Here is a 23,997-nt window from a genome sequence, read left to right on the forward strand (position 1 = left end):
TTAGAAGGCCAGTGAAAAACCGCTGATTCCCTTCATCAATGGGGGAACGCGTGAAAAGCAAGACCGATGCAACAAAGTTTTTCTAGTTGAGAAATGAGATGGCAAAGCCGGACCCACGAGTAAATCACCGGCCTCCTAGAAGGCCGGTGATGTGTGAATTCAATCAGCGCGCGATCTGCCTTTCTCCATTTGAGAAACCTTGCCTCATCACCATGCATTCAAGATCCAGACAATCAAAGGGATGACGATCACAAAGCCTAATATAAGATAACTGAAATACCGAAGCCATTTGGGTTCGGATTTTACTTTCAAGCTCTCTCGTTTCCATGCTCCGCCTGTTACGATTCTTTCAAAATCTTCAATGGGCGAAAAAATTTGCTCGTCATCTGTTTTCGGATATTCCTCCGTTGCTTGCGTTTCGTGAAGATCCTTCATGACCGTCACCTTCTTTTTCAGTATTGGTGAACTACCCCCACTTAATTTTCTAGCGAAAAAAACTTACTATGACTCCGTAGAAAAGATGCCCAATTTGCCAGCAAAGGAGCGCCACGCCTGAGGTCAAGGGCGGCGTTCGCTCTGACAGGGCGGTTGTCGGATAAAGGATAAGACCAAGCAAAAAGCAAACAATAGGAAGGCGGATGAACATTTGCTGAGTGGTCCACTGTTGCTTGACCGCAACATAGAAAAGGCTTACTGCCAATACGATCGATATAAGTAGATGAAAAGAAAACTCGACCGCTTCCGAAAAGGCAAAGCGATTGAAAACGGGGACATAATCGATATTTAGAAGCAGTGTATACAGTTTGATGTTCCAATATGCCTCAAGCATTTTAAAAAACAAGCCAAGCCATATGCCTGACACCAAGCCAGCCACAATTCCTTTTATGACAAGCGAGCGACTCATGACTTCTCTCCCTTTATTAAATAATCAGTCTTAAATCTATAAAAGGACTGACATATCATAGTAATAATCATTCAGTATTCTCATTGTATTATCATCTTGTATTGGTTGTAAAGCAAGCATTGGTTAAGGCTCACCTACCAGAAACATTGTGATAGGTTAAAAGAATGTTTGAGACATCGGTTAGATAACCGTTGTCTTTTTTTGTTTGCCAAAATCAGTACTCTCTGATGATCATGGTGAGCAAACGAAAGTCATAAAGCCTAGGAGACCGGTGATTTAAGGGGACAAGTCGCTTATCAAGCCCGTTTCTCAAATAGATAGCCTTGTCGCATCAGGATCGCCTTTCAAGCGTTCCCCCATTGCTCAAGAGAAACAACCGTTTTTCACCAGCCTCCTAGCGGTCAGGAGATGAAGAATTTGATCTTTTGTATATTTTTATATACAATTGTATACAGAAAGGAGGGGAGAAGGATGGAACTGAGGCGTCGATATGATCACCATGAAGGATGGGAGTTGGTTCGGCAATTAAACCGCTACTTGAATGAACAGTTTGCTCCGCAAGATGAAGTGCTTGCCAGTGTCTTACGATCGGTGGCGAGAGTGAAAGAAACGATGGGAAAGGAGGAAAGATGAGCAAATGCATGGACATTTTTTCCCCGGGGATGGGCATTCATTCGAAGGTCATCCCCCTTGGAAAGGCCCCCATATGCGCATGGGGCCTCATCGCGGCGCCAAAACATTTCGACGGGGACGGGTGCTCGATTTTTTACAAAGGTTATACGTCAAGCGTGAGACCTTAAAGCAGCAGTTGCAGTCGCCAGAGCTTCAATCGATTCATCCTGTGTTGACGGGGGAATTGAAAGCGATCGAAATGGTGATCAACGAATTCATTCAGTCGTTTGACATTCATGATGATGAGTTGAACATGATGTTGGGGATCCACAAGTCCGATGATGCCCAAATCGCTGAACGCGATGATGAAGGCAATGGCGAAGTAGGAAAGGAATGACCATCCAAAAAAGGAGAGAGGATTCATGTTTGTGCAAATGCGCAAAATTACAGTGGCGGAAGGATTCGCTGACCAAGTGGTTGAACGCTTTCAAAAACCAGGAATCATCGAGCAGCAAGAAGGATTTGTTGATTTAAAAATTTTAGTAAAAAAAACGCGTCGTGGTGATGAGGAAGTCGTGCTTCTGATCACATGGGAATCGGAAGAACATTGGAAAAAGTGGGAGAAAAGCGACGCGCACATCGCCGGTCATAAAGCGAAACGAAATGAGCCCAAACCGGAGTTTATTCTTCATGTAGAAGTAGGGCATTACGAAGTAAAAGCAGTGAAACAAGGGGGACAGTCGGCAGCGGCCGAAGATTGAAGGGAGACAACAAAGCTCCTCTTTCACCGATGGCGGTCGGGGGAAGAGGAGCTGAACAGGTTATTGTTTTGCTTCGTTTCGGACATTCGGCGTTCCGTAAGTATGGAACGTTTCGCCGGTTTTGTTTCCCCATGCCTGCCCTCGGCTTCTCTCTTCTTCAGTCCATGTAATCGGTTTCCAATCCGGCGCTACGACGAGATAGCCGCCGGCACGTCCTTTTATTCAGTCCCTTCCTTTTCAAAAACAAAACCTCTGCCATAGGCAACGCACGCCCAAAGAGAGATGGGCACGATTCACACAAAGATCGGTCAGGGGCATGCTCCGTTCGCCTTTCACGGTCAAAGAAAACACCCGCCCCATCCGGGACGGGCGAAGAGAAGAGGGGCACCTTGTTACGAAGTAGGGAACATCGTAGCTTTATCGTACGCGATGTTTTCCCATTGTGCCATATTTTTGTAAGGAAAGGTAACGCGATTTTGTCAAAGGGTTGGCGTCAGCGGCTGCCATCAGCCGCTAATGAATTGGCCGCCGTCGACATGAAGCATTTGCCCGGTCATGTACGATGATTCGTCGCTCGCCAAAAAGACGTAGCACGGGGCGACTTCGCTCGGCTGGCCGGGCCGTTTCATCGGGGTGTTGGCGCCGAATGTGGCGACTTGGCTGCTTTGGAATGTCGACGGGATGAGCGGTGTCCAAATCGGACCTGGGGCGACGCCGTTGACGCGGATGCCTTGACCGACGAGCGCTTTGGCAAGCGAGCGGGTAAAGGCGACGATCGCTCCTTTTGTTGCTGAATAGTCAATCAGCTGTTCATGACCTTCATAGGCGGTGATGGAAGCGGTGTTAATGATGACGCTGCCGTTTTTTAAGTGCGGGAGCGCCGCTTTCGTTAGGAAAAAGTAGCCGAATACGTTCGTGCGGAACGTTTTTTCCAGCTGTGCCGCAGTGATATTGAGAACGTTCGGCTGCGGGTGCTGTTCAGCGGCGTTGTTGATGACGATGTCCAGCTTGCCGAACGTCTCGATCGTTTGTTTCACCGCCTCTTTGCAAAACGTTTCATCGCCGATGTCGCCGGCGATCGCCAAGCACTGTTTTCCTTCCTGTTCGACGAGCCGTTTCGTTTCCGCGGCGTCCTCGTGTTCGTTCAAATACAAAATGGCGACATCGGCTCCTTCTTTGGCGAAATGAACCGCGACCGCCCGGCCGATGCCGCTGTCGCCGCCGCTGATGATGGCGACTTTATTCGCCAATTTGCCGCTTCCTTGATACGAGTCTTTGATCGTGACCGGCTGCGGGTTCATCTCCGTTTGCAGGCCCGGCTGGCGCGTCTGGTGCTGCGGCGGCAGCGTGGCTTGTTGCTTTGTGACCATATGTTCTCCTCCTTGGCGGGTATTGTCATCGTTAGTATGGAACGGAGGGGCGGAAATATGTGCAAAGAGGCGATGAAGGGGTCGACAGTGATCACTTTTTTGCCGACGTTTCCATCCAGATCGTTTGCCGGTCACGACGCACGGTATATGCTTTTTTCTGAAGCGGTGAGGCGATAGTCGTTGAGCCAAAGGAACGGGTTCAAGGCGGCAAATCTTGTTCGTTGATTGGCGTGATGAAACGGATCATTTTGGCAGAGGCTGGCATCTAACGCTGCCGCCTTCAGCCAAAGGGGTGGGGAAGCGTCTTGCCCGGAAGCGCTTTGTTTCGGGCGGTTGACCGCGCTGTTCAGCATCTGGGAATTTACGGAACATGCTCTTTTCCTCTTCCGTTTTTTCGTTTCTTGCCATAAACGTCTTTGGGGGGGAGATGACCTTTACTTTTTGATTGAGTAAAGATAAAATAGTGAGCAAAGAGGAAAGGAGGAATCGTGATGAAGCGATCCTCACATGAAACGCACACGTATTACTCTACACTTTCTTCGAAAAATCAAGTGACGATTCCAATGAAGATTAGAGAAGTGCTTGGGGCAGAACCGGGAGACCAAGTCGCGTTTGTTTATGGAGAAAATCAAGAGGTAACGTTAAAGGTGAAAAAGAAAGATGCGTTGCTATCTTTGTTCGGCACCATGCCGCCTAGAGGAGACCGCCGTCCGATGGCATGGGCGGATATTCGCAAACAGGCGAAAGAGGAACAGATGGTCAAGAGGGAAAAGAACAAGGAGTAGATGATCGGGAGAAGAGGATGGAACGTGTATATTTTAGACACCAACATAATTATTCGTTTTTTAGCAAATGACGACGAGCAACAATCTTCCATTGCCTATCGGTTATTTGAAAAGGCGGTCAACGGTGAACTTTTGTTCGTATTGCATCCTCTTGTCGTAGCGGAATGTTGCTGGGTGCTGGAGTCGAAACGGTATGGGTATGCGAAAGAAGAAATCGCAAGCAAGTTGAAGCAAATGATAGAGGCTTCTTGCGTGAAGACGATCGATCAAGAAGTGGTGGAAAAGGCATTGGATGATTACGCCCGCTGCGGTGTCGATTTTGCTGATGCGTATCTTTCGGCGTTGACTAGGCACACTTCATCCATTCAAGGGATCATCACTTGGAACGAAAAAGATTTTCGTCGACTTGGCGGGGAGTTCTATCTGCCGGAGTCCATCGTTGGAATGGCTCAAAGCTAGCATGTGGACCAATATCGCGGATTTTTATGATTTCGTCCCCCTCGTCTTTTTGTTCCGAGACGATGGCGTGGCTAAGGTTTGTTGCGTGAAAAACGAGCTGACTCGTTTGAGACAGCTCGTTTTCTTTACAGCACATTGAAATAGCGCGCTTCCGGATGGGCGACGACGATCGCCGAGACGGAGGCTTCCGGCTCCATCATGTAGCCGTCGGTCAAGCGGATGCCGACATCTTCCGGATGAAGGAGGCGGAACAGCTTTTCTTGGTCTTCCAAGTTCGGGCAGGCCGGGTAGCCGAACGAGTAGCGCTGGCCTTGGTATTTGGCGGCGAAGCGCTCTTCCATCGTGAAGTCCGGGTCGTCTGGGAAGCCCCAGCGGTCGCGCATAATTTGATGGATGCGTTCGGCGAACCCTTCGGCGATCTCGAGCGCCAACGCCTGAATGGCATGGCTTTTCAAAAATTCGCCTTCGTCTTTCCACTGCTGGGCGAGTTCGCGGATGCCGTGCCCAGCGGTGACGGCGAAAAAGCCGACATAGTCCATTTCCCCGCTCTCTTTCGATTTCAAGTAATCGGCGAGGCAAAGGTGCGGCGCCCGCGGCTGGCGCGGGAAGTCAAACGTCTCAAGCACGGTTTGCCGGTCGGTCGGGTCGTAAATGTACACGCGGTTGCCGTCGCTTTGCGCCGGGAAAAAGCGGTAGACGCCGGCCGGCTGAATCCAGCCGTGTGTTTTGGCGGCGGCGATCAGTTCATCGACGACCGCTTTTAAGGCGAGCGCTTTTTCGTCTTTTTCTTCCAACAGCCGCTTCACTTTTCCTTTCAAGCCGAGATGATGGCCGAGCACCATTTGCCAGTTGACGTACGGCAACACGTGGTCAAGCGGCACATTCCTTAGCACGTGGCGGTCGAGATCGGCCGGCACGTAGACCGGGACGTCGGTCGAAATGTTGGATTTGGCGGCCGTGGCGACAGCCGCCGTTCGCGCCGGTTCGTGTCCAACGGTTTCTTTTTTTTGATAGTCGATCTCGCCTTGCTGGATTTGGTTGGCAAGGGCGAGCCCGTCCATGGCGTCCTTCGCGTACAAGACGATGCCGTCGTATTCGGGCGCGATTTTGTTTTCCGTAAACTTGCGCGTCAAGGCGGCGCCGCCGACTAAAATCGGGGTCGAAACACCGGCTTGCCGCAAGTCTTGGGCGGTGACGACCATTTGTTGCGCTGATTTGACGAGCAAGCCCGACAGGCCGATGATGTCCGGTTTATGCTCGCGCACCGCTTCGATGAGCTGCTGGGGGGCGACTTTGATGCCAAGGTCGATCACTTCATAGCCGTTGTTGCTTAAAATAATGTCGACCAAGTTTTTGCCGATGTCATGCACATCGCCCTTCACCGTCGCCAGGATTACTTTTCCTTTCGTGCTTCCTTCTTTCTTTTCCATATATGGTTCTAAAAAGGCGACGGCCGCTTTCATTACTTCGGCGCTTTGCAATACTTCAGCGACGATGAGCTGGTTGTTGTTAAACAGCCGCCCGACTTCGTCCATGCCGGCCATGAGCGGGCCGTTGATGATCGCCAGTGGATCGGAGTACGTTTCCAGCGCCTGTTCCAAATCGGGAATGAGCCCGTCTTTCGATCCTTCAATGACGTAGCGGGCGAGCCGCTCTTCCAAGCTCAAGTTCGTCTGCACCGGCTTGGCGGCGGTGATTTTGCTTCGGTAAAATTCGATAAAGGCGTTTAACGTTTCGTCGCTAGTGGCAAAAAGAAGCGCCTCGGCCATCCGCACTTCTTCTTCCGGAATCGAAGCGAACCGCTCGAGCTTCTCGGTGTTGACGATGGCGTAATCGAGCCCGGCTTGCGTGCAATGGTACAAAAAGACCGAGTTCAGCACTTCACGCCCGGCCGGCGGCAAGCCGAACGAGACGTTGCTGATGCCGAGCATCGTTAAACAATGAGGAAGCCGCTCTTTAATGAGGCGGATCCCTTCGATCGTTTCTTTCGCCGCGCCGATGTATTGCTCATCGCCGGTGCCGACCGGGAAGACGAGCGGATCGAAAATGATGTCGCGCTCAGGCACGCCGTAGCGGTTCACGAGCAAGTCATACGAACGCAAGGCGATCTCGAGCTTCCGTTCAGCAGTGACCGCCATTCCTTGTTCATCGATCGTCCCGACCACAACGGCGGCGCCGTAGCGGTGCAGCAGCGGCACGACGTTGGCAAAGCGCTCTTCGCCGTCTTCGAGGTTGATCGAGTTAATGATCGCCTTCCCTTGTGAATACGTGAGGGCGCGCTCGATGACGCGCTCGTCGGTCGAGTCAATGACGAGCGGCACTTTTACTTTTTTGACGACTTCGCGGACGAACTGTTCCATGTCGGAAAGCTCATCACGGTCCGGATCGGCGAGGCAAATGTCGATGACATGGGCGCCGTTTTTCACTTGGGCGCGGGCGATTTCCGCCGCTTCTTCGTATTTGCCTTCGGCGATGAGGCGCTTAAATTTGCGCGAGCCGATGACGTTCGTCCGCTCACCGACAAAAAGCGGGCGCATCGTTTCATCGTAGATGAGCGCTTCAATGCCGGAGACGGCGTGGACATCAAATGAAGACGGGATCGCCCGCGGCGGAATGTGGCGCACCGCTTCGGCGATGGCGCGGATATGGTCCGGCGTCGTGCCGCAGCACCCGCCGACGATGTTGATCCATCCTTTTTCGGCAAAACGGCGAATTTTTTCCGCGAGCATCTCCGGTGTTTCATGGTAATGCCCTTCTTCGTCCGGCAGGCCGGCGTTCGGGTAACAGCTGACCGCCGTGTCGGCAAGCGAGGCGAGCGTGCGCAAATGGTCGGTCATAAACTCCGGACCGGTCGCGCAGTTTAAGCCGACGGCGATCGGCTTCATGTGGCGGATCGAGATGAAAAACGAATCGATCGCCTGCCCGGCAAGCGTCGTACCCATCGGTTCGATCGTGCCGGAAATCATGAGCGGCACGCGGCGGCCGACGGCTTCAAACGCTTTGGAAATGCCGATGAATCCCGCTTTGACATTCAAGGTATCTTGGCACGTTTCCAAAAGGAGAAGGTCGACGCCGCCCAAAAGCAGTCCGCGCGCCTGTTCTTCATAGGCGGCAACGAGTTCGTCAAACGTCGCTCCGCCCGTGACCGACAAAGTTTTCGTCGTCGGCCCCATCGAACCGGCGACAAAGCGCGGCCAGTCGGGCGTTGCGAACGACTCGGCCGCTTGTTTGGCGAGCTTTGCTGCTTCGATGTTCAGCTCGAGCGCCAAATGGCCAAGCCCGTATTCATCAAGGACGATGCGCGTCGCCCCGAACGTGTTCGTTTCGATGATGTCCGCGCCGGCTTCCAAGTACGCTTCATGAATATGGCGGATGACGTGCGGAGCGGTGATGGTCAAGTATTCGTTGCACCCTTCATACGCCTCGCCGCCAAAGTCGGCGGCTGATAAGTTGGCGCTTTGGATCATGGTGCCCATGGCGCCGTCGATGACAAGAATTTTTCGCTGCAGCTGTTGTTCGAAGATGAGGTCAGCCATGAACAACCTTCCTTTCTTTCGCAGCCGCTTCTTTTTCGTGAATGTAGCGGACGAGCTCCACGGTCATGTCGTAGCGCAAAAACGGCGTAATGAAATAAATGCCGTGAAACAAGTCGAACGCCGCATCAATGAGCGCTTTGGCGATGGCGATTCCTTCGCGCGCCGCCCGCACCGGGTCGTCGCCGCAGGCGGCCATGCGGGCGCGAATGTCGTCGGACAGCGTAATGCCCGGCACCTCATGATGCAAAAACTCGGCGTTGCGCGCGCTCACAAGCGGCATAATGCCGATGTAAATCGGCGCGTCCAAATGTTTCGTCGCTTCGTACACGGCCACGATTTTCTCTTCCGAATAAATCGGCTGGGTCAAGAAATAGTGGGCGCCGCATTGAATTTTTTTCTCCATCCGTTCGACGGCCTTATCCAAGTGACGGACGTTCGGATTGAACGCTGCGCCGATCGAGAAGTTCGTTTTTTGTCCGAGCGGTTTGCCCGAATACGACAATCCTTCATTAAACTGGCGGATCAAGCGGATTAAATCAAACGACGATAAATCGTACACCGATGTCGCTCCCGGGAAGTCGCCGATTTTTGACGGGTCGCCGGTAATGGCGAGCACGTCGGTGATGCCGAGCGTATGCAGGCCCATCAAGTGCGACTGCAGACCGATCAAGTTGCGGTCGCGGCACGTAATATGCACGAGCGGGCGGACGCCGAGCCGCTCTTTGATGATGGTCGCGACGGCGGCGTTGCTGATGCGCGGTGTGGCGAGCGAGTTGTCAGCCAGCGTCAGCGCGTCAATGCCGGCGTCATGGAGCGCTTTCGCCCCGGCGAGAAATTTGTCAATGCCCAATTTTTTCGGGGGATCGAGCTCGACGATCACCGAGCGGCGGGCGCGGACAAGTTCGGGAAGCGGCGTCGCTGCCGATGGGGCGTCGGATTGGACCGACACCGACACGGCGCGCCGTTTGACCGTTTTTTCCGTTGCCGGCGTCCGGTCTTGCAGCGCCCGCGCCATCGCTTCAATATGGTTCGGCGTCGTGCCGCAGCATCCGCCGAGCAGCCGCACCCCTTGGTCGCGAAACGCTTTCGCCGTTTCCTCGAAGTATTCGGCATTCGTCTCATAGACGAGCCGGCCGTCGCGATAGTCGGGGAGGCTCGCGTTCGGGTACGCCGATAAAAAGGCGTGCGTTGGCAGCGGCACTTCCTCGAGCGATTGAAGCATATAGTACGGCCCGAGCCGGCAGTTGAGCCCGACGACATCGGCGCCAAGCGCTTCTAAGCGGGCGAGGGCGTCAGCGAGCGGCGTGCCGTCTTGCAAGACGCCCACTTCATGGAGCGACACATGGGCGATGACCGGCAAGTCCGTCTCTTTGCGGGCGATGGCGAGCACCGTCTCCAACTCTTCTAAATCGTAATACGTCTCGAGCAGCACGCCATCGACCCCCTCGGCGAGCAAGACAAACAGTTGCTCGCGGAACGTCCGCTTCACTTCATCAAGCGGCACGGCGCTTTTGTTTAACGTGCGCAGTCCGCCGATGGTCCCGAGCACGTACGCCCGACCGTTGGCGGCTTGTTTGGCGAGCCGCACCGCCGCCCGGTTGATGGCCGGCACCTCATCTTGCAAGCCGTAGCGGGCGAGTTTCACATAGTTGGCGCCGTAGGTATTCGTCTGGATGACGTCGGCGCCCGCGGCGATATAGGCTTCGTGAATATGGACGATGTCTTCCGGTTTCGATAGATTCAATTCTTCAAAACAACGGTCAACCCCATGCGAATAGAGAAGCGTCCCCATCGCCCCGTCGGCGATCAGCACGCGTTGTTTCAGCTCATCAAGCAATCCCATGTTCCATTCCCCCGTTTCTTGGCAAGTAAAAGAAAAAAGTCTTCCATAAGAAGAAGACTTTCCGTTCGCTTCTTCTTATCTTCCAGGCTGCTGCCTGTCTGGATTTAGCACCTTGGCCGCGGCCAGGTTGCTGAGGGTTCACTGGGCCAGTCCCTCCCCCTCTCTTGATAAGAAAATTCGTATCCAATTGTATCGTCCCGTTTGGGTGATTACTATATAATTTAATGTATTTTTTGAAATTATTCAATACAGTGAAGCAAGAAATTTGCCAAAGATTTGCCCGATCAAGGGAGAAGGAACTCTTGTATGATTCTGTAGATGAGTATTTTTCAGTAATTTCCATACCCTAAGAGACAAACAGGGCACCCCTTAGGCGACATGGAGCTGTTTTTTGTTATGTCTCCTTTTTTGTTTAGTTGTCAATTTGTGTTAGCGAATTTGCTCATCTATAGTATGATTGTAAAAATCGGAAATAGCGCTACAAACACCTGCCGCCATGCGGGCAATCGATGTTTTCTCTTTGCTTGCCAATCGAACGTTCAGCAGGGAAAGACATTCTCCAGTGGCCGATGTTCAACGAAGCCATGCGCTGTTTTTCGATTGAGGCTGGTGAAAAACCGTTGTCACACACTCTATTGTGTTTTGGCTATTGAACATCTCCTTGCGCTGACACCAATTTCTTACCAATTGCTTTTTTGCTTGGTTCATCACCACAACGTGCACTTCTCTGAACAGGTGTAGGCAAAAAATGATTGGCTTCTGTTCTTTCGTGGATGCATTAAGTTAAGATGTGTCATGAAAAAAATCAAGTACAACTTTTAGTGAAGAGCCTTTTGTTTCGATAGCACAAAAAAATGTCGAAATATGTTAAAAAAAGACGAAAAACGTCAACCCATTTCTCTTTTTTTTAAGAGTCAAAGTGTACAATAAAAAAATGGATGATGGTAACAAGGAATTTAATAGAAATGGCGTCACAGACAGGAGTGAAAGAAATGAAACGATGGTCGTGGCCGTATTTTATTCTCATTAGCCTGCCGTTTGTGTTGTTTATTGTCCTTGCCTTTGGCTTAAAAGCGGCTAAGACGCCAATGTGGGGAAAAATCGCATTGATTGCGGCCGTTCTTGTTTATGGGATCGTTTATTCGCGTTTATTGCGGAAAATAAAATAAAGTCCGATCGGATTTGAAATCCGAGTAGTTCACGCTTATTGCCGGAACGCTCGGCGTGTCGCAAGCAGTTGCTACAACTGTTGTTTCGATCGTGCTGACCGGCTCCACGCTCGTTTCGATGATTCTTGGAATTACTGCGATTTTGTCAGGCGGAGTCGATGCCATTTTGGAAATTGGTTGGTCAGCGTTTGTAGCAACGGTGAAAAAAAATCGTGGCTGAGCGGGGAAAAAAAGCGGCAATTGCATGGTAACATGGAAACCGGCAGGAGGAGAAAGGCCCCTGCCGTTCCTATGAGATGAAAGGGGGAAGAGCCGTGAGACTCGTATGGCTATGGTATCTCCAAAAACAGCGAAGCAGTATCGCCCCTTTACAGCGAAAATCACCGTTTTCCCCGCGGACGACACTGTTGTTGTTGGAAGCGACGAAATGGCTCATTTCGTCGGCGCTCGTTGCAGTGATCTGTTTTCGATCGACAATGATGTTTCGTCCTGTTGTGACGATGTTGATTCTTTTCTTTTTATCGGTCGGTCCTTTAATCGGGGTTTCGCTGGAGTCAAAAGAGGCGTTGGAGCGCCGCTACCATTTTGACTATTTGCGGTTGTCTAGTGTGCGGGATGATCACGTATGGAGGCGGTTGCTAGGCCTTCACTATGCGGTGTCTTTGCTGCGTCTATCGCCGTTGTTTCTCCCTCCCTCTGTCGGCTTGATCGCCAAGTTTGGGGTGAGAGGAGCGGTGTGGGTATGGCTTGGGCAAGCGATGGTGCTGCTTCTGTATGTCATATCGCATATGATGCGCGGTTCAACAACTAGAGCGGCTCGTGTATGTTCAGCTTTGTTCTTTCGCATGGCCTCATTGGCGATCGGGTATGCTGTGCTTGCGGCGATAATGCCGCTGTTGCAATTGTCCCGCCAAGCGGTTCGGATGTATGGGTTGTCGCTTTCTTATCTTGCGCATATGGATGATTACGTTGCTCACTGGCAACAGCAATTTTATCAACGCATGGCCCACTTAGGGGAAGGATGGTCCTTTTCAAGCACTGCTTTATCACTTGTTGGAGCTGGGTTTGTACTGTTGGCACTGCTTTGTTTTCCTTTCCTTCGCGCCTCTCATTCCAGCAAGGCGATGGATAAGCTGTATTCATGGCAGCTGCGTGCCATTGAGGTATTAGTGGTTCGCGGCACGAACAATGCGATTTTATATAAGGATCTTTGTCTGTTCATGCGCAAAGCAAAGGAGTTGGCCAAGCCGCCTTGGACGCTGTTTCTGCCAGGGGAATTGTTCTTGGTTGCTGGAGCGAATTTGCCGCTGTTGGCGGCCGTTCACAACGGAGCGATCCTTTTGTTTTTGTTTCTGTTCGAAGTATACTTGGTCATGACAGGGACGTTGCGAGCCATGACCGATGCCTTTCCAGACATTTTTCAGTTTGAAAGCGAAATGGAGCGTCTCCTTGTTTTTCGGCTTCTTTCTCCGCCTCCCCTTGGATCGTTAATTGAAGCGAAATGGACGCTGCTTGAGCGATTAGGGAGTTACCCATGCCTGATCGCAGCGGATGGCTGTTTATCGAATATATCGGATTATCGGGAGTGCAGCGAGGGGTGTGGGCGGTAATCGGAGCGATACTGATGCTGCCCGCCTATCCGTTTGTTGTGAAACGGATTTTGCGCACCGATTATGAAGTGTTCTGCCTTGTTTTAGCCAGCGGTGAACAAGCGGCATTGACATCTCCGCGTGATTATGCAGGGTATATGTTGATTGCAGCTGGAAATCATTCGTTTCATCGCTTGTTAATTTACATCACCACCTTTTCATCGCTCGTTTCGGCCTTTTTTATGCTCTTGAAAGGTTGGAGTTGGGCGTGGTACAGCGGTTTGTTTGTCGTGATGCTTTACCTTGTATTGTGGCACAGTTCTCGATATGCGCGGCGCATGTGAGGGGGCATTGATGATGATCAAGCGAGCCATTCACACTCATTTCCCGTATTTCTTATTGTCACTAGGGGTGTATGTTGTCTGCTTTGCATTGGGGGCAGGGATTTTTTCGCAAAAACTTGTCATTCATCCGACTTCCATGGCGTTTTGGGCTACTTTCGGGCACAACTTGATGGTTGGGGTCATTTTGATGGTCGGCGGATGGCTGACGTTAGGAATGGCTAATACTCTTTATCTTGGTTATCATGCTGCGATGCTCGGAGTGATCGTGAAAGGAGTCGCCAAAGGCTATGGTTGGCATCCGTTGATGACAGGAGTTTTCCCCCATGCCGTTCCGGAAATAATGGGACATCTTTTGTTTTGTACATTAGGATATGAAACATGGCGATTTCTTCACATTGTGAAGCAAAGAGCGAGGGGGGAAAAAACGGAACCGCTCTATATACGCGATATCCTCTTTTTGTTTTTGGTGGCGGTTGTGCTGCTCATTCTCTCCGCCGGCTTGGAGGCAACGGTGTCTCATGGGTGAGAGGTGTAAATGCAAAGCGATTGAATCATAGTGGAAAAAGAATAGAGAAAATAAGGGAGAGAACAAAGGATGGATCCGTTGTTTTCGCTACAAAACTTGACGTATCGCTATGATGGGGGAACAACGATTTTTCAGCAATTTTCATTTTCCATTTTCCCGGGAGAGAAGGTGCTCCTCACAGGCCCAAACGGAGTGGGGAAAACGACGCTTTTGCATATTATTTCGGGATTGCTCACTAAAGGCGAGCTGCACTATGAAGCTTTTTATAAAGGCCGTCCCATTCAGCTTTCCGACATGCGCGCCCATTTGTCTTATGTGACTTCGGAGACCGTGATGTTTTCGAAGTTGACTGGCTATGAAAATATTGAATGCTTCCGCCTTTTATGGAAGTTGGATCGACAGTACACTCATAAAGCCAAAGAATTGTGCCGCTTGTTGAAGATGGAGGAGATGCTGGCGCTTCCGGTGGACCAGTATTCACTAGGCACAAGGCAAAAGTTGCATGTTGCGATTTCGTTGGCACGTCCAGTGGAATTGTATCTGATGGATGAGCCCTTCAATTCTCTTGATATGGTGAGCCGCGATCGGTTGACCGAATGGATCCAACAGGACCACGAGGCGGCTTATTTGATCGCTTCCCACGTTCATCAAGAGCGATTTCCTGACTCGCGCATCGTATCGCTTACACGCCCAAGCGGCGGATCTGAAACGGAGAAATCATCGTGAAATCTGAACGATCAAAAAGCGTGTTTCCAATCAAGGGATCCGACATTGTTTTCCGTTGCGCTTTCATCCCTGCTGTGTTCTAATTAGGAATGATGGATATGATGAAGATGGGGGGCTGAAAGTGAACGGACAAGCAATCATCCGCTTTGACCATGTGACGAAGGAATACGATGGGACAGCGGTATTGGACGATGTCAGTTTCGAGATGGAGCGAGGCAAATTTTATACGCTGCTAGGTCCGTCCGGATGTGGGAAGACGACGATTTTGCGGTTGATCGCCGGGTTTATTGAACCGACGCAAGGGACGATTTATTTTCACGGGAAGCCGATGAATCACGTTCCGCCCAACAAGCGGCAAGTCAATACGGTGTTTCAAGATTACGCCTTGTTTCCGCATTTGGATGTGTTTGAAAATGTCGCTTTTGGTTTGCGGGTGAAAAAAATGAAAGAAGCGGACGTTCGCCAAAAGGTGAAGGAAGCGCTCCGGTTTGTCAACTTGGAAGGGTATGAACGCCGCCGCATTCAGGAAATGTCTGGCGGCCAGCGGCAGCGCGTCGCGATTGCCCGGGCGATCGTGAACGAGCCGGAAGTGCTGCTTCTTGATGAACCGCTCTCGGCGCTGGATTTGAAGCTGCGCACGGAAATGCAGTACGAGCTTCGCGAATTGCAGCGCCGGCTGGGGATCACGTTTATTTTCGTCACGCATGATCAAGAAGAAGCGCTGGCGATGTCCGACTATATTTTCGTTCTGAATAAAGGGAAAATTCAGCAATTTGGGACGCCGAAAGAGATTTACGATGAGCCGGTCAATCGGTTTGTCGCTGATTTCATCGGCGAATCGAACATTTTGTCGGGGCGCATGATCGCAGACTTTCTCGTCGAATTTGCCGGCCGACAGTTTGCCTGCGTTGACCGCGGCTTTGCGCCCAACGAACCGGTTGATGTTGTCATTCGCCCGGAAGATTTGGAGCTCGCCGCACCGGAAGACAGCCAAATCGTCATTCGCGTCGATTCGCTGCTGTTCCGCGGCGTTCATTATGAAATTTGCGGCTATGATGAAAACGGCAATGAATGGCTCGTTCATTCAACGAAAAAAGCGGAAGTCGGGGAAACGATCGGGCTTCGCTTTGAACCGGAAGCGATTCATGTCATGCGAGCCGAGCGCAGGAAAGGGGACGAAGGATGGAACGAGCATGGCGAAACTGGTATTTGATCCCCTATGCGGCATGGCTGGTGTTGTTTGTCATTGCGCCGCTCGTCTTTCTCGTGTATGAGTCGTTTTTGGATATCGACGGACAGTGGACGCTGGCCAATTATGAAAAGGTGCTGACGCCCATTTATTTGAAAATGATGGCGTATTCGTTTTGGTACGCGTTGCTGATTACGCTCGCCTCCTTGTTGATCGGCTATCCGACCGCGTATTGGCTGACGAAAACGCGGCATAAGCAGCTATGGCTGCTGTTGCTCATTTTGCCGATGTGGGTGAATTTGCTGCTGAAGGTGTATGCGTTTTTAGGGCTGTTCGGCACATATGGACTGGCCAACGCTTTTTTGCAGGCGATCGGCCTCGGGGCGCGGCAGTTGTTGTTCACCGATTTCAGCTTTGTGTTCGTCTCGGTGTACATTTTTATTCCGTTTATGGTGCTGCCGATTTTTAATGCGCTGGAAGAATTGCCGCCGTCACTCATTGATGCGGCCCGCGATTTGGGCGCGTCTGGGTGGACAACGTTCCGCCGCGTCGTGTTCCCGCTCACCCTCAGTGGGGTGAAGGCCGGCTGCCAGGCGGTGTTTATCCCGGCGTTGTCGCTGTTTATGATTACGCGCCTCATTGCGGGCAATCGCGTCATTACGCTTGGCACGGCCATTGAGCAGCATTTTCTCGTCACCCAAGATTGGGGGATGGGGGCGACGATTGCCGTTGTGCTCATGATCGCGATGGCGGTCATTGTCTTCTTGACAGGAAGCGGAAGGAAAGAGGGAAGTCGATGAAACGCACACATCGGTGGGGGCGCGTCTATTTGCTTGTCGTGTTTGCCATCATGTACACGCCGATTGGGTACTTGATGTATTATTCGTTCAACAGCGGCGGGACGATGCACGATTTTCAATCCTTCACGTTGAAATGGTATGGCGAGGTGCTATCGGATGACCGTTTGTTGATCATTGTGCTCAATACGCTGGTCGTCGCGTTATTGTCGGCGGCGGTGGCCACGATTTTGGGCGTCATCGGGGCATTGGCCATTTACTATGTCAAGCGGCAGCGGATGAAAAATACGCTGCTCGCTCTCAACAATGTGCTGATCGTCAGCCCGGACGTCATCATCGGCGCTTCGTTTTTATTGTTGTTTACGCTGGCCGGCATCAAGCTGGGGTTTGCGTCCGTGCTGTTGTCCCATATCGCCTTTAGCGTGCCGATTGTCGTGCTGATGGTGCTGCCCAAGCTTGAGGAGATGAGCCCGACATGGATCGATGCGGCGCGCGATTTGGGGGCAGGATCGCGGCAAGTGCTGTCGCGGGTGATCCTCCCGTTTTTGACGCCGAGCATCTGGGCCGGGTTTTTTATGGCACTCACGTATTCGCTCGATGATTTTGCCGTGACGTTTTTTGTGACAGGAAACGGGTTCTCCACATTGTCGGTCGAAATTTATTCGCGGGCGCGCCAAGGCATTTCCTTATCGATCAACGCGCTGTCAACGCTGTTGTTTTTGTTTACGATGCTGCTGGTCGTCGGCTATTACGTGTTCAGCCAAAAAGGCGGCCGCATGTACGGAATAGGGGGGCGGAAGTAGATGAAACGGCTCGTTCAAGGGTTTGCCGCTATATTCATCGCCGCGTTCGCCCTGATGTTCATGACCCATCGGCTCAACGAAGCGGAAGGATATGGAGGCGACAAGACGGTCAGCGTGTACAACTGGGGCGATTACATCGACCCGGCGCTGATCCGGAAGTTTGAAAAAGAAACCGGCTGGAAAGTCGTTTACCAAACGTTCGATTCGAACGAGGCGATGATGGCGAAAATCGCTCAAGGCGGCGCGACGTTTGATGTCGCCGTTCCGTCCGATTACGCCATCAGCAAGATGATCGAGGAAAACTTGCTTTTGCCCCTCGACCATAGTAAACTGCCGAACTTGAAATACATTGAACCGCGGTTTCTCGATTTGTCGTTTGACCCGCATAACCGCTATTCGGTGCCGTATTTTTGGGGGACGGTCGGCATCGTCTACAACCGCGGGATGCTGGGCGGCAAAACGATCACCAGCTGGAACGACTTATGGGACCCGGATTTGCGCAATCAAATTTTGCTTGTTGACGGGGCGCGCGAAGTGATGGGGATGGCGTTAAACAGCCTCGGCTATTCGCTCAACGATACGAACAAGCAGCATCTGCAAGAGGCAAAACGAAAGCTCGACCGGCTTATGCCGAATGTGAAGGCCATTGTCGGCGATGAAATCAAACTGCTTCTTGCCAACGAAGAGGCGGCGGTCGGTGTCGTCTGGTCGGGCGATGCGGCGGAAATCATTTCCGAAAACGAAGCGTTGGACTATGTCGTGCCCAAGGAAGGATCGAACCTATGGTTTGACAACATGGTCATTCCGAAAACAGCGAAAAACATCGAAGGCGCGCACGCGTTTATCAATTTTATGCTTGACCCGAAACACGCGGCGCAAAACGCCGAATATGTCGGCTACTCGACGCCGAATCGCGCGGCGCTTCGCTATTTGCCAAAAGACATCGCCAATGACCGGCGCTTTTACCCGGATTTGGATGCGGCAGGGCGCTTGGAAGTGTACGAAAACTTAGGGAAACGTATGCTCGCCTGCTATAATGAGTTGTTTTTGCAGTTTAAGATGCAGCAAAAATAAACCATTGCCGGATGAGCGAGGGCGTGTCTGAAAAAACTTGACACGCCCCCGCTTTTTGCTGGGGGGCTAGCGTTGTCGTGTGACGAAAAAATCAAAAACAGCAGCACCTTGAACGCTCATCATTCCGCATCATGTTTTCGAAGCAGGCGAGTGAATAATCAAATAATAGCGACACTCTTCTTGGCCTGTGTTGATAAATTGATGTTCGCAAGCAGCGTCGTAATATATGATGGTTATATACACTATAGTGAACGGTTTGGGGGAGAGGAAACGATGGGGGGAATCATTCATTCACTGTTGGCTGTATTGCCGCTCGCTTGGGCATGTGTAGCCATCGGGTGGCGGAAAATGCCGGCGATGCATGCGGCGCTGCGCTGTTATGCGCTGGCGGCCGTGCTCGCTGTTTTTCCGTTTCATGCTTCCGCAGGAGAGGTGATGCACGGAACGATCCGCGGCGTGCTGTTGGCGCTGATTGTCGTCTATGTGCTCATATTTGGCTTGCTGTTACACAATGTGTTGGAAGCGGGCGGGGCGGTCCGTGCTCTTTCTGCTTGGCTTTCCGGCTTTGGGCGGGCCCCGGCTGAGCAGGCGCTCTTGTTGTCGGCGGCGATTGGCCCATTTTTAGAGGCAGTGAGCGGGTTTGGACTGGCGGTCGTGATTGTCGCTCCGTTGTATGCGGCGCTTGGGTTTCCGGCCCGCAAGGCGATGGTGTTGGCGCTGTTGACCCAATCCGCCGTCCCGTGGGGGGCGCTGGCGATCGGCACGGTGATCAATGCCGAACTGTCAGGTGTTTCGCTTCGGGAGCTTGGCGAATATAGCGCATGGCTTCATGTTCCGCTTGCCTTGTTTTACGTTGGTGCGGTTGTTGCGGTGAGCGAAGGGCGGCGTTCCGTGAGAAAGCACTTCGATGATATGCTGATCGTGTCAGCGAGTCTAGCGTTCATGACATGGGCCGCTAGCGCATACGTGTCCGTCGAGTTGGCCGGCGCGGCGGCTGGGGGCTTCGCTGCGGTGTTGCTCGTTGGCTATTGGCAGCTGAAAGCGCGCGTCCGCGGCCATGTGAGGGAAGCGGGAGAAGAAGCGGTCCGTCCGTCGCTTGGCAAAGCATTATGGCCGTATGCGATATTGATTGGCTATATTTTCATCACTCATTTTTTCGATGGGGTTCAACGTATGGCCACGACGTTCGGCGTTTTGCACTGGCCCCTATATGGTGTTCGCCTTGAATTGTTATACAGCCCCGGGTTTGCGTTATGGCTGGCGGCGCTGAGCGCATGCTGGCTTTATCGACTGAGCGCGGCGGAAGTGCTGGCTTGCGTGAAGAAAACGGTCAAACAAGTGACCCCAGCCGCGGTGGCGACAACGGGGTTTATCGCGATGTCAGCGGTGATGGACGGAGCGGGAATGACCGGCGCATTGGCCGAACAAGCCGCTGCCTGGACCGGTTCGGCGTTTTTGGCCGTGTCGCCGCTCGTTGGGGCGCTCGGCGGCTGGATGAGCGGAAGCAACAGCGCGGCGAACGCCATGTTTTCCCCGTTTCAGCGGGCGATGGCCGACCAATTACATGAACCAGCCATCTGGTACGCCGCCGCACAAAACGTCGCCGCTTCGAATATGACGATGGCGTCCCCGGCGCGAATCGCGCTCGTCGCCTCAACACTCGGCCGCCCCGGTGGGGAAGGAGAGGCGATGCGCCTTGTCGGTCCGATCGCGGGCGCGGCGTTGGTCATCATTGTTCTTGGCGTACTGATCGAGCGGGCGGCCGTTGGCACGTAGGGGTCGTCTGCCGGCTCAGTGGCCGATATTATGCGACCGTTGTTTGCCCAATTCCAGGACGATCCATCCTCGCAATAAAGGAAACGTACCGTCTAGCTTTTCTTTCAAACGTTCCGTGGAAATCTCGCGCCGGCGAGCGGTGATTTTCTCCTCAGGTGGAGGGCAAACCGTTGTCCAAGAGCTTTTTGTAAGGCTGGTCAAAAACGAGTTTTTCGCTCCACTCGGTGCGGCTGGCGAGAACAGAAAACGTTGCCGTTCTTATTTCTCCCAAAAGAAAGAATTGGAAGCCCCCATTTTTATCTGAAATCACGGCCTTCGATCGTTCTCGCGGTAAACCAAAAAAGCGGATCGAGGATTCCCTCATCCGCTTAACGATAATTCACAAACTGCACCTCAATTGGCAAATCCGCTTCGCGAATGGCGGCGATGACCTTTTGCAAGTCGTCTTTGCTTTTGCCGCTGACGCGGATTTGGTCATCTTGCACTTGGCTTTTCACTTTCAGCCCCGTGTTTTTTATGATCGTGTTGATCTTTTTCGCGTTGTCTTTGTCGATTCCTTGGACAAGCTTGGCGCGCTGGCGCACCGTGCCGCCTGAGGCCGGCTCAATTTTGCCGTATTGGATGTTTTTCGTCGCCACCCCGCGTTTAATGAGCTTGCCGATGAGCACATCTTTCAGCTGCTCCAGCTTAAACTCATCGTCGGAGATAAGAACGATCTCGTCTTTCTCGAGCGAAATGTCGCTTTTGCTTCCTTTAAAGTCATAGCGCGTTTTGATTTCTTTCATCGCGATGTTGATAGCGTTCGCCACCTCGGCCAAATCGATTTTCGAGACGATATCAAACGAACTTTCCTTCGACATACGAAACCTCCCGGGCGTGTGATGTACTTTCATTATAGAAAAAGGTGGCAGCGAACACAACCATCAGCAAATGGAAGAAAAGAACAATAAGAAGATTTTTGGTTAAAACACTAAAACATTCTCCAATTCCGCCGATATATGTTAATGGACATCATGGGAAGGAGACAGGGAGATGAATCGGTGCAGACGACTATGGTATTTTTTGTTGGGGCTTATGGTATTGGTAGCCGGCTGTTCGCCTCATGCCCCCGCTGTGCAGAAAAAAAGAGTAAAAGTCGGTATTATGTTGTCAGACGTCGGACTGGGAGATCAGTCGTTCAGCGATGCCGCGTTTCGCGGTTTGATCAAGGCGCGGGACGAATTAGGTGTTCAGTTTGACTATCGTGAGCTTAGTGAAACAAAGACATATGAGCAAGGGTTGAAAGAATTGGTCGCCGCCGGCAATGACGTGGTCATTGGGCTGGGATTTATGGTGCAAAACGATTTGGAAAACGTCGCGAAACAATACCCAAGACAACGGTTTATTCTGATTGATGCGGAATCGACGCTGCCTAATGTGACATCGATTACCTTTAAAGAGGAAGAAGGAAGTTTTTTGGCTGGAGTGGTAGCGGCGTTGGCAACGAAAACAAATCACGTCGGGTTTATCGGCGGAGCCGATGTACCGTTAATCCGGAAGTTTGCTGACGGATTTGAGAAAGGGGTGCGGTCTGTCAAGCCGCAAGCAAAGGTGACAACCGTCTATGCAGGTGATTTTGGCAATGCTGATCTTGGCGCACAATGGGCGAAGACGCTGTTTGCTAAGCAGTGCGATGTCCTCTATACGGCGGCTGGGTTTACCGGCATTGGCGCGCTTCGCGAGGCCGAAGCGCGTGGCAAGTATGCGATCGGTGTCGACAGCGACCAGTATATTTACGCGGAAAAAGCGGTGATCACCTCGATGGTGAAAAATATCGATGTTGCGCTTTATCAAGTGATCAAGCATTATGTGAAGGAAAAACAATGGCCTGAGGGCACGGTTACGTTAGGATTGGCCAAAGACGGAGTCGGTTTGGCACCGATCCGGGTCATTCCGTGGGATGAACAAAAGCAACGTCTGGTCGACAGTTGGGCGCAAAAAATCATCGACGGACAAATCGCAACAAACTAAAAAGAGAAGGGGAGGACCATGACGATTCGCCAAAAACTATGGCTGCATGCTTTCGTTGCACTCGTGGCCGCCATCGGCATCATTGGTTACATCATTGCCACCATGTTATCGATTCAGGAGAAAAATGAGGATATCGTTCCGGTGCTGCTTTCTGTAAGACAGTTGGAAGCTGATATGAAGGGGGCAAAGCAAAGCTTAAACAGCGCTTCCTACAATATGACGGAAGGGAATAAGCAACAGGCGTTGGCGCAGCTTCACATCGTCGATCAACGGTTGGAGAAGCTCAAAACAGCGGGTGGACAACCGCGTTTTCGTTCTTTGGTCGAGAAAGCGGGCACGAAATTTGCCGCTGTGAAACAGGCGGTCGGAACAGCGTTCGCGAAAAAGGATGCGGCAGAGGTGCGGCGCCAAGCCATGCGCATTGAAGGGGCGATCAACGATGTCGTTGTTCTCGGCTGGGAGACGAATGACCGCTATCAGGCCGTCCAGCGTGATTTGAAACAACAAATTCAAACGGTCATTGGGACGGCTGTGATCGGCAGCGTCTTGTTGATGCTGATCTCCGGATTGGCGAGCTGGCGTCTTACTCGTTCGATTACGTCTCCGCTCCGACAGCTGGCGGCCAATGCGGGGGAAATTGCGAGCGGAAACTTGATCGTCGCTCGTGTCGATTATCGGGCCAAGGATGAGCTCGGCTCATTAAACGAGGCGTTTGCCGCAATGGTGGAGCAACTAAAGCAATTGCTAGGATCAGTTGGGAAAGCAAGTAAACAAGTCGAACAGTTTGCTCAAGAGATGGAAGCTGAGCAACAAACGCTCGCTTCCATTCATGAACAAGTCACGGTGTCGGTCAATGAACTGTCCACGGGGACGCAAAATATCGCCGAAGAATTACAGCAAGCGGTGGAACAAATCGAAAAAATGGATGAAACGTTTGCCAAAACGGCAGAGAGGACCGCGCAAACGGTCCGTTATGGCAGCGCGGCGTTAGAAGCGGTCGAAAGCGGCCGGGCAGCCATGGAGCAGCAAATGCACCTTATTCACCAAAGCGTGGAAGCAACTCGCCTGATTGAACAGGCGACAAAACAATTGGCTGGATATGCGAGCCACATTCAACAAATGGCAGCCTCAGTCGCGGAGATCGCTGAACAGACGAATTTGTTGGCACTCAACGCGGCGATTGAAGCAGCCCGCGCCGGTGAAGCGGGGAAAGGGTTTGCCGTTGTGGCTGATGAGGTGAGAAAGTTAGCCGAACAATCGGCTCAAGCAACGAAGCAAATTTTTGCGACCGTTTCATTGATTGAGCGCGGTGTTGCGTCCGTCACCGATGCGGTGACCAACGGGATGGAGATGGCGCGCGAGCAATCGGAGTCGGCCGAAGTAACAACAAAGGCGTTTGCGAAAATTGACGAGACCGTCACAAGCATTTCCGCTGATCTCCAAGCACTTGCCGATGCGTTTTCCGACTTAAAATGGCGTGAGGAACAAGTGTTCAAAAATGTGGAAAGTATTAGTGCCGTTGTTCAACAATCGGCTGCCGGCAGTGAACAAATCGCCGCATCGATGACTGAACAGCTTGCCGCATTTGAACGGATGAAGGAAAAAGCAACAACGCTCCGCGAGTTGACAGATGAATTGCGTGCGGCGATGAGTCAGTTTCAAGTCAACGAAGAGGAAAAGCACATGGAAAGACAAAGGTAAAAAGGCGGTCGTTCGGCCGCCTT

23 protein-coding genes, 3 pseudogenes and 1 riboswitch are annotated in these 23,997 nt (G+C 52.0%); of the genes and pseudogenes, 18 read left to right on the top strand and 8 right to left on the bottom strand.

The features are described 5' to 3' along the window. Positions 1-207 precede the first annotated feature (207 nt). Positions 208-435, bottom strand: a complete 228-nt coding sequence (locus tag ACTVIM_RS03555; RefSeq protein WP_445613654.1) for a hypothetical protein — start codon at positions 433-435, stop codon at positions 208-210. Between the two features lie 49 nt (positions 436-484). Then, the gene (locus ACTVIM_RS03560; protein ID WP_033019715.1) at positions 485-904 is read right to left on the bottom strand and encodes a DUF1422 family protein; all 420 of its coding nucleotides are present in this window, start codon (positions 902-904) and stop codon (positions 485-487) included. Between the two features lie 471 nt (positions 905-1,375). Here ACTVIM_RS03560 and ACTVIM_RS03565 point away from each other — a divergent pair, with 471 nt between their 5' ends. The 3 genes from ACTVIM_RS03565 to ACTVIM_RS03575 are packed head-to-tail and all read left to right on the top strand — an operon-like array spanning position 1,376 to position 2,277. After that, positions 1,376-1,537, top strand: coding sequence for a hypothetical protein (locus tag ACTVIM_RS03565; RefSeq protein ID WP_445613655.1), 162 nt, complete (start codon positions 1,376-1,378; stop codon positions 1,535-1,537). A 4-nt stretch (positions 1,538-1,541) separates the two neighbouring features. Then, on the top strand, positions 1,542-1,913 hold the full coding sequence (locus tag ACTVIM_RS03570; protein WP_033019718.1) for a hypothetical protein: 372 nt from the start codon (positions 1,542-1,544) through the stop codon (positions 1,911-1,913). Between the two features lie 25 nt (positions 1,914-1,938). Beyond that, entirely contained in the window at positions 1,939-2,277 is a 339-nt protein-coding gene (locus ACTVIM_RS03575) for an antibiotic biosynthesis monooxygenase family protein (RefSeq protein ID WP_033019720.1), read from the top strand. Positions 2,278-2,337: 60 nt separating this feature from the next. Here ACTVIM_RS03575 and ACTVIM_RS03580 read toward each other — a convergent pair. The 3 genes and pseudogenes from ACTVIM_RS03580 to ACTVIM_RS03590 all read right to left on the bottom strand — a co-directional run. Then, positions 2,338-2,487, bottom strand: a pseudogene (locus ACTVIM_RS03580) (catechol 2,3-dioxygenase); the annotation flags it as partial. A 296-nt stretch (positions 2,488-2,783) separates the two neighbouring features. Then, on the bottom strand, positions 2,784-3,647 hold the full coding sequence (locus ACTVIM_RS03585; protein ID WP_445613656.1) for an SDR family oxidoreductase: 864 nt from the start codon (positions 3,645-3,647) through the stop codon (positions 2,784-2,786). Positions 3,648-3,778: 131 nt separating this feature from the next. Continuing rightward, positions 3,779-4,003 (bottom strand): annotated as a pseudogene (locus tag ACTVIM_RS03590) (Fic family protein); the annotation flags it as partial. A 135-nt stretch (positions 4,004-4,138) separates the two neighbouring features. Between ACTVIM_RS03590 and ACTVIM_RS03595 the strand changes: the two are divergent. Together ACTVIM_RS03595 and ACTVIM_RS03600 are read left to right on the top strand one after the other, a co-directional pair. After that, the gene (locus ACTVIM_RS03595) at positions 4,139-4,432 is read left to right on the top strand and encodes an AbrB/MazE/SpoVT family DNA-binding domain-containing protein (RefSeq protein ID WP_445613657.1); all 294 of its coding nucleotides are present in this window, start codon (positions 4,139-4,141) and stop codon (positions 4,430-4,432) included. 24 nt (positions 4,433-4,456) lie between these two features. Beyond that, positions 4,457-4,891 carry a PIN domain-containing protein gene (locus ACTVIM_RS03600; protein ID WP_445613659.1) on the top strand — a complete coding sequence of 145 codons (435 nt, stop codon included), beginning with the start codon at positions 4,457-4,459 and terminating at the stop codon, positions 4,889-4,891. Between the two features lie 125 nt (positions 4,892-5,016). Here the strand turns inward: ACTVIM_RS03600 and metH are convergent, their stop codons facing one another. Together metH and ACTVIM_RS03610 are read right to left on the bottom strand one after the other, a co-directional pair. Then, on the bottom strand, positions 5,017-8,427 hold the full coding sequence (gene metH, locus ACTVIM_RS03605) for a methionine synthase (RefSeq protein WP_445613660.1): 3,411 nt from the start codon (positions 8,425-8,427) through the stop codon (positions 5,017-5,019). Then, positions 8,420-10,270, bottom strand: a complete 1,851-nt coding sequence (locus ACTVIM_RS03610) for a bifunctional homocysteine S-methyltransferase/methylenetetrahydrofolate reductase (RefSeq protein ID WP_445613662.1) — start codon at positions 10,268-10,270, stop codon at positions 8,420-8,422. The genes metH and ACTVIM_RS03610 overlap by 8 nt, the downstream gene beginning before the upstream one ends. Before the next feature lie 72 nt (positions 10,271-10,342). Continuing rightward, positions 10,343-10,444, bottom strand: a riboswitch (SAM riboswitch). An 818-nt stretch (positions 10,445-11,262) separates the two neighbouring features. On the opposite strand from ACTVIM_RS03610, the gene ACTVIM_RS03615 reads away from it, so the two are divergent. The 11 genes and pseudogenes from ACTVIM_RS03615 to ACTVIM_RS03665 all read left to right on the top strand — a co-directional run bounded on the left by ACTVIM_RS03615 (position 11,263) and on the right by ACTVIM_RS03665 (position 20,263). Further along, entirely contained in the window at positions 11,263-11,439 is a 177-nt protein-coding gene (locus ACTVIM_RS03615; RefSeq protein WP_445613663.1) for a hypothetical protein, read from the top strand. Positions 11,440-11,494: 55 nt separating this feature from the next. Continuing rightward, positions 11,495-11,659: an uberolysin/carnocyclin family circular bacteriocin gene (locus ACTVIM_RS03620; RefSeq protein WP_445613665.1), complete on the top strand. Its 165-nt coding sequence runs from the start codon at positions 11,495-11,497 to the stop codon at positions 11,657-11,659. A 94-nt stretch (positions 11,660-11,753) separates the two neighbouring features. Then, positions 11,754-13,049, top strand: a complete 1,296-nt coding sequence (locus ACTVIM_RS03625) for a hypothetical protein (RefSeq protein ID WP_445613666.1) — start codon at positions 11,754-11,756, stop codon at positions 13,047-13,049. After that, entirely contained in the window at positions 13,037-13,372 is a 336-nt protein-coding gene (locus ACTVIM_RS03630; RefSeq protein WP_445613667.1) for a hypothetical protein, read from the top strand. Before ACTVIM_RS03625 ends, ACTVIM_RS03630 begins: the two co-directional genes overlap by 13 nt. 13 nt (positions 13,373-13,385) lie before the next feature. Continuing rightward, a complete protein-coding gene (locus tag ACTVIM_RS03635; RefSeq protein ID WP_445613668.1) occupies positions 13,386-13,898 on the top strand; it encodes a stage II sporulation protein M in 513 nt (170 codons plus the stop codon). A gap of 141 nt (positions 13,899-14,039) precedes the next feature. Further along, positions 14,040-14,624 (top strand): annotated as a pseudogene (locus ACTVIM_RS03640) (ATP-binding cassette domain-containing protein); the annotation flags it as partial. A gap of 121 nt (positions 14,625-14,745) precedes the next feature. Continuing rightward, positions 14,746-15,837 (top strand): ABC transporter ATP-binding protein, encoded by a 1,092-nt coding sequence (locus ACTVIM_RS03645; RefSeq protein ID WP_445613670.1) that lies wholly within the window; start codon positions 14,746-14,748, stop codon positions 15,835-15,837. Then, positions 15,807-16,613 carry an ABC transporter permease gene (locus tag ACTVIM_RS03650; RefSeq protein WP_031405231.1) on the top strand — a complete coding sequence of 269 codons (807 nt, stop codon included), beginning with the start codon at positions 15,807-15,809 and terminating at the stop codon, positions 16,611-16,613. Before ACTVIM_RS03645 ends, ACTVIM_RS03650 begins: the two co-directional genes overlap by 31 nt. Next, positions 16,610-17,413 (top strand): ABC transporter permease, encoded by an 804-nt coding sequence (locus ACTVIM_RS03655; protein WP_445613672.1) that lies wholly within the window; start codon positions 16,610-16,612, stop codon positions 17,411-17,413. Before ACTVIM_RS03650 ends, ACTVIM_RS03655 begins: the two co-directional genes overlap by 4 nt. Then, positions 17,414-18,487, top strand: coding sequence for an ABC transporter substrate-binding protein (locus tag ACTVIM_RS03660; RefSeq protein WP_445613673.1), 1,074 nt, complete (start codon positions 17,414-17,416; stop codon positions 18,485-18,487). A 273-nt stretch (positions 18,488-18,760) separates the two neighbouring features. Next, positions 18,761-20,263, top strand: coding sequence for an L-lactate permease (locus tag ACTVIM_RS03665; protein WP_445613674.1), 1,503 nt, complete (start codon positions 18,761-18,763; stop codon positions 20,261-20,263). A 368-nt stretch (positions 20,264-20,631) separates the two neighbouring features. Here the strand turns inward: ACTVIM_RS03665 and ACTVIM_RS03670 are convergent, their stop codons facing one another. Next, complete coding sequence (locus ACTVIM_RS03670; RefSeq protein WP_445613675.1) at positions 20,632-21,123, bottom strand: YajQ family cyclic di-GMP-binding protein; 492 nt, start codon at positions 21,121-21,123, stop codon at positions 20,632-20,634. A gap of 172 nt (positions 21,124-21,295) precedes the next feature. Here ACTVIM_RS03670 and ACTVIM_RS03675 point away from each other — a divergent pair, with 172 nt between their 5' ends. Continuing rightward, a complete protein-coding gene (locus ACTVIM_RS03675; protein WP_033019204.1) occupies positions 21,296-22,273 on the top strand; it encodes a BMP family lipoprotein in 978 nt (325 codons plus the stop codon). A gap of 18 nt (positions 22,274-22,291) precedes the next feature. Beyond that, on the top strand, positions 22,292-23,974 hold the full coding sequence (locus ACTVIM_RS03680) for a methyl-accepting chemotaxis protein (protein ID WP_051985066.1): 1,683 nt from the start codon (positions 22,292-22,294) through the stop codon (positions 23,972-23,974). Positions 23,975-23,997: the final 23 nt, after the last annotated feature.

The sequence above is a fragment of the Geobacillus sp. YF-1 genome, from assembly GCF_052692335.1.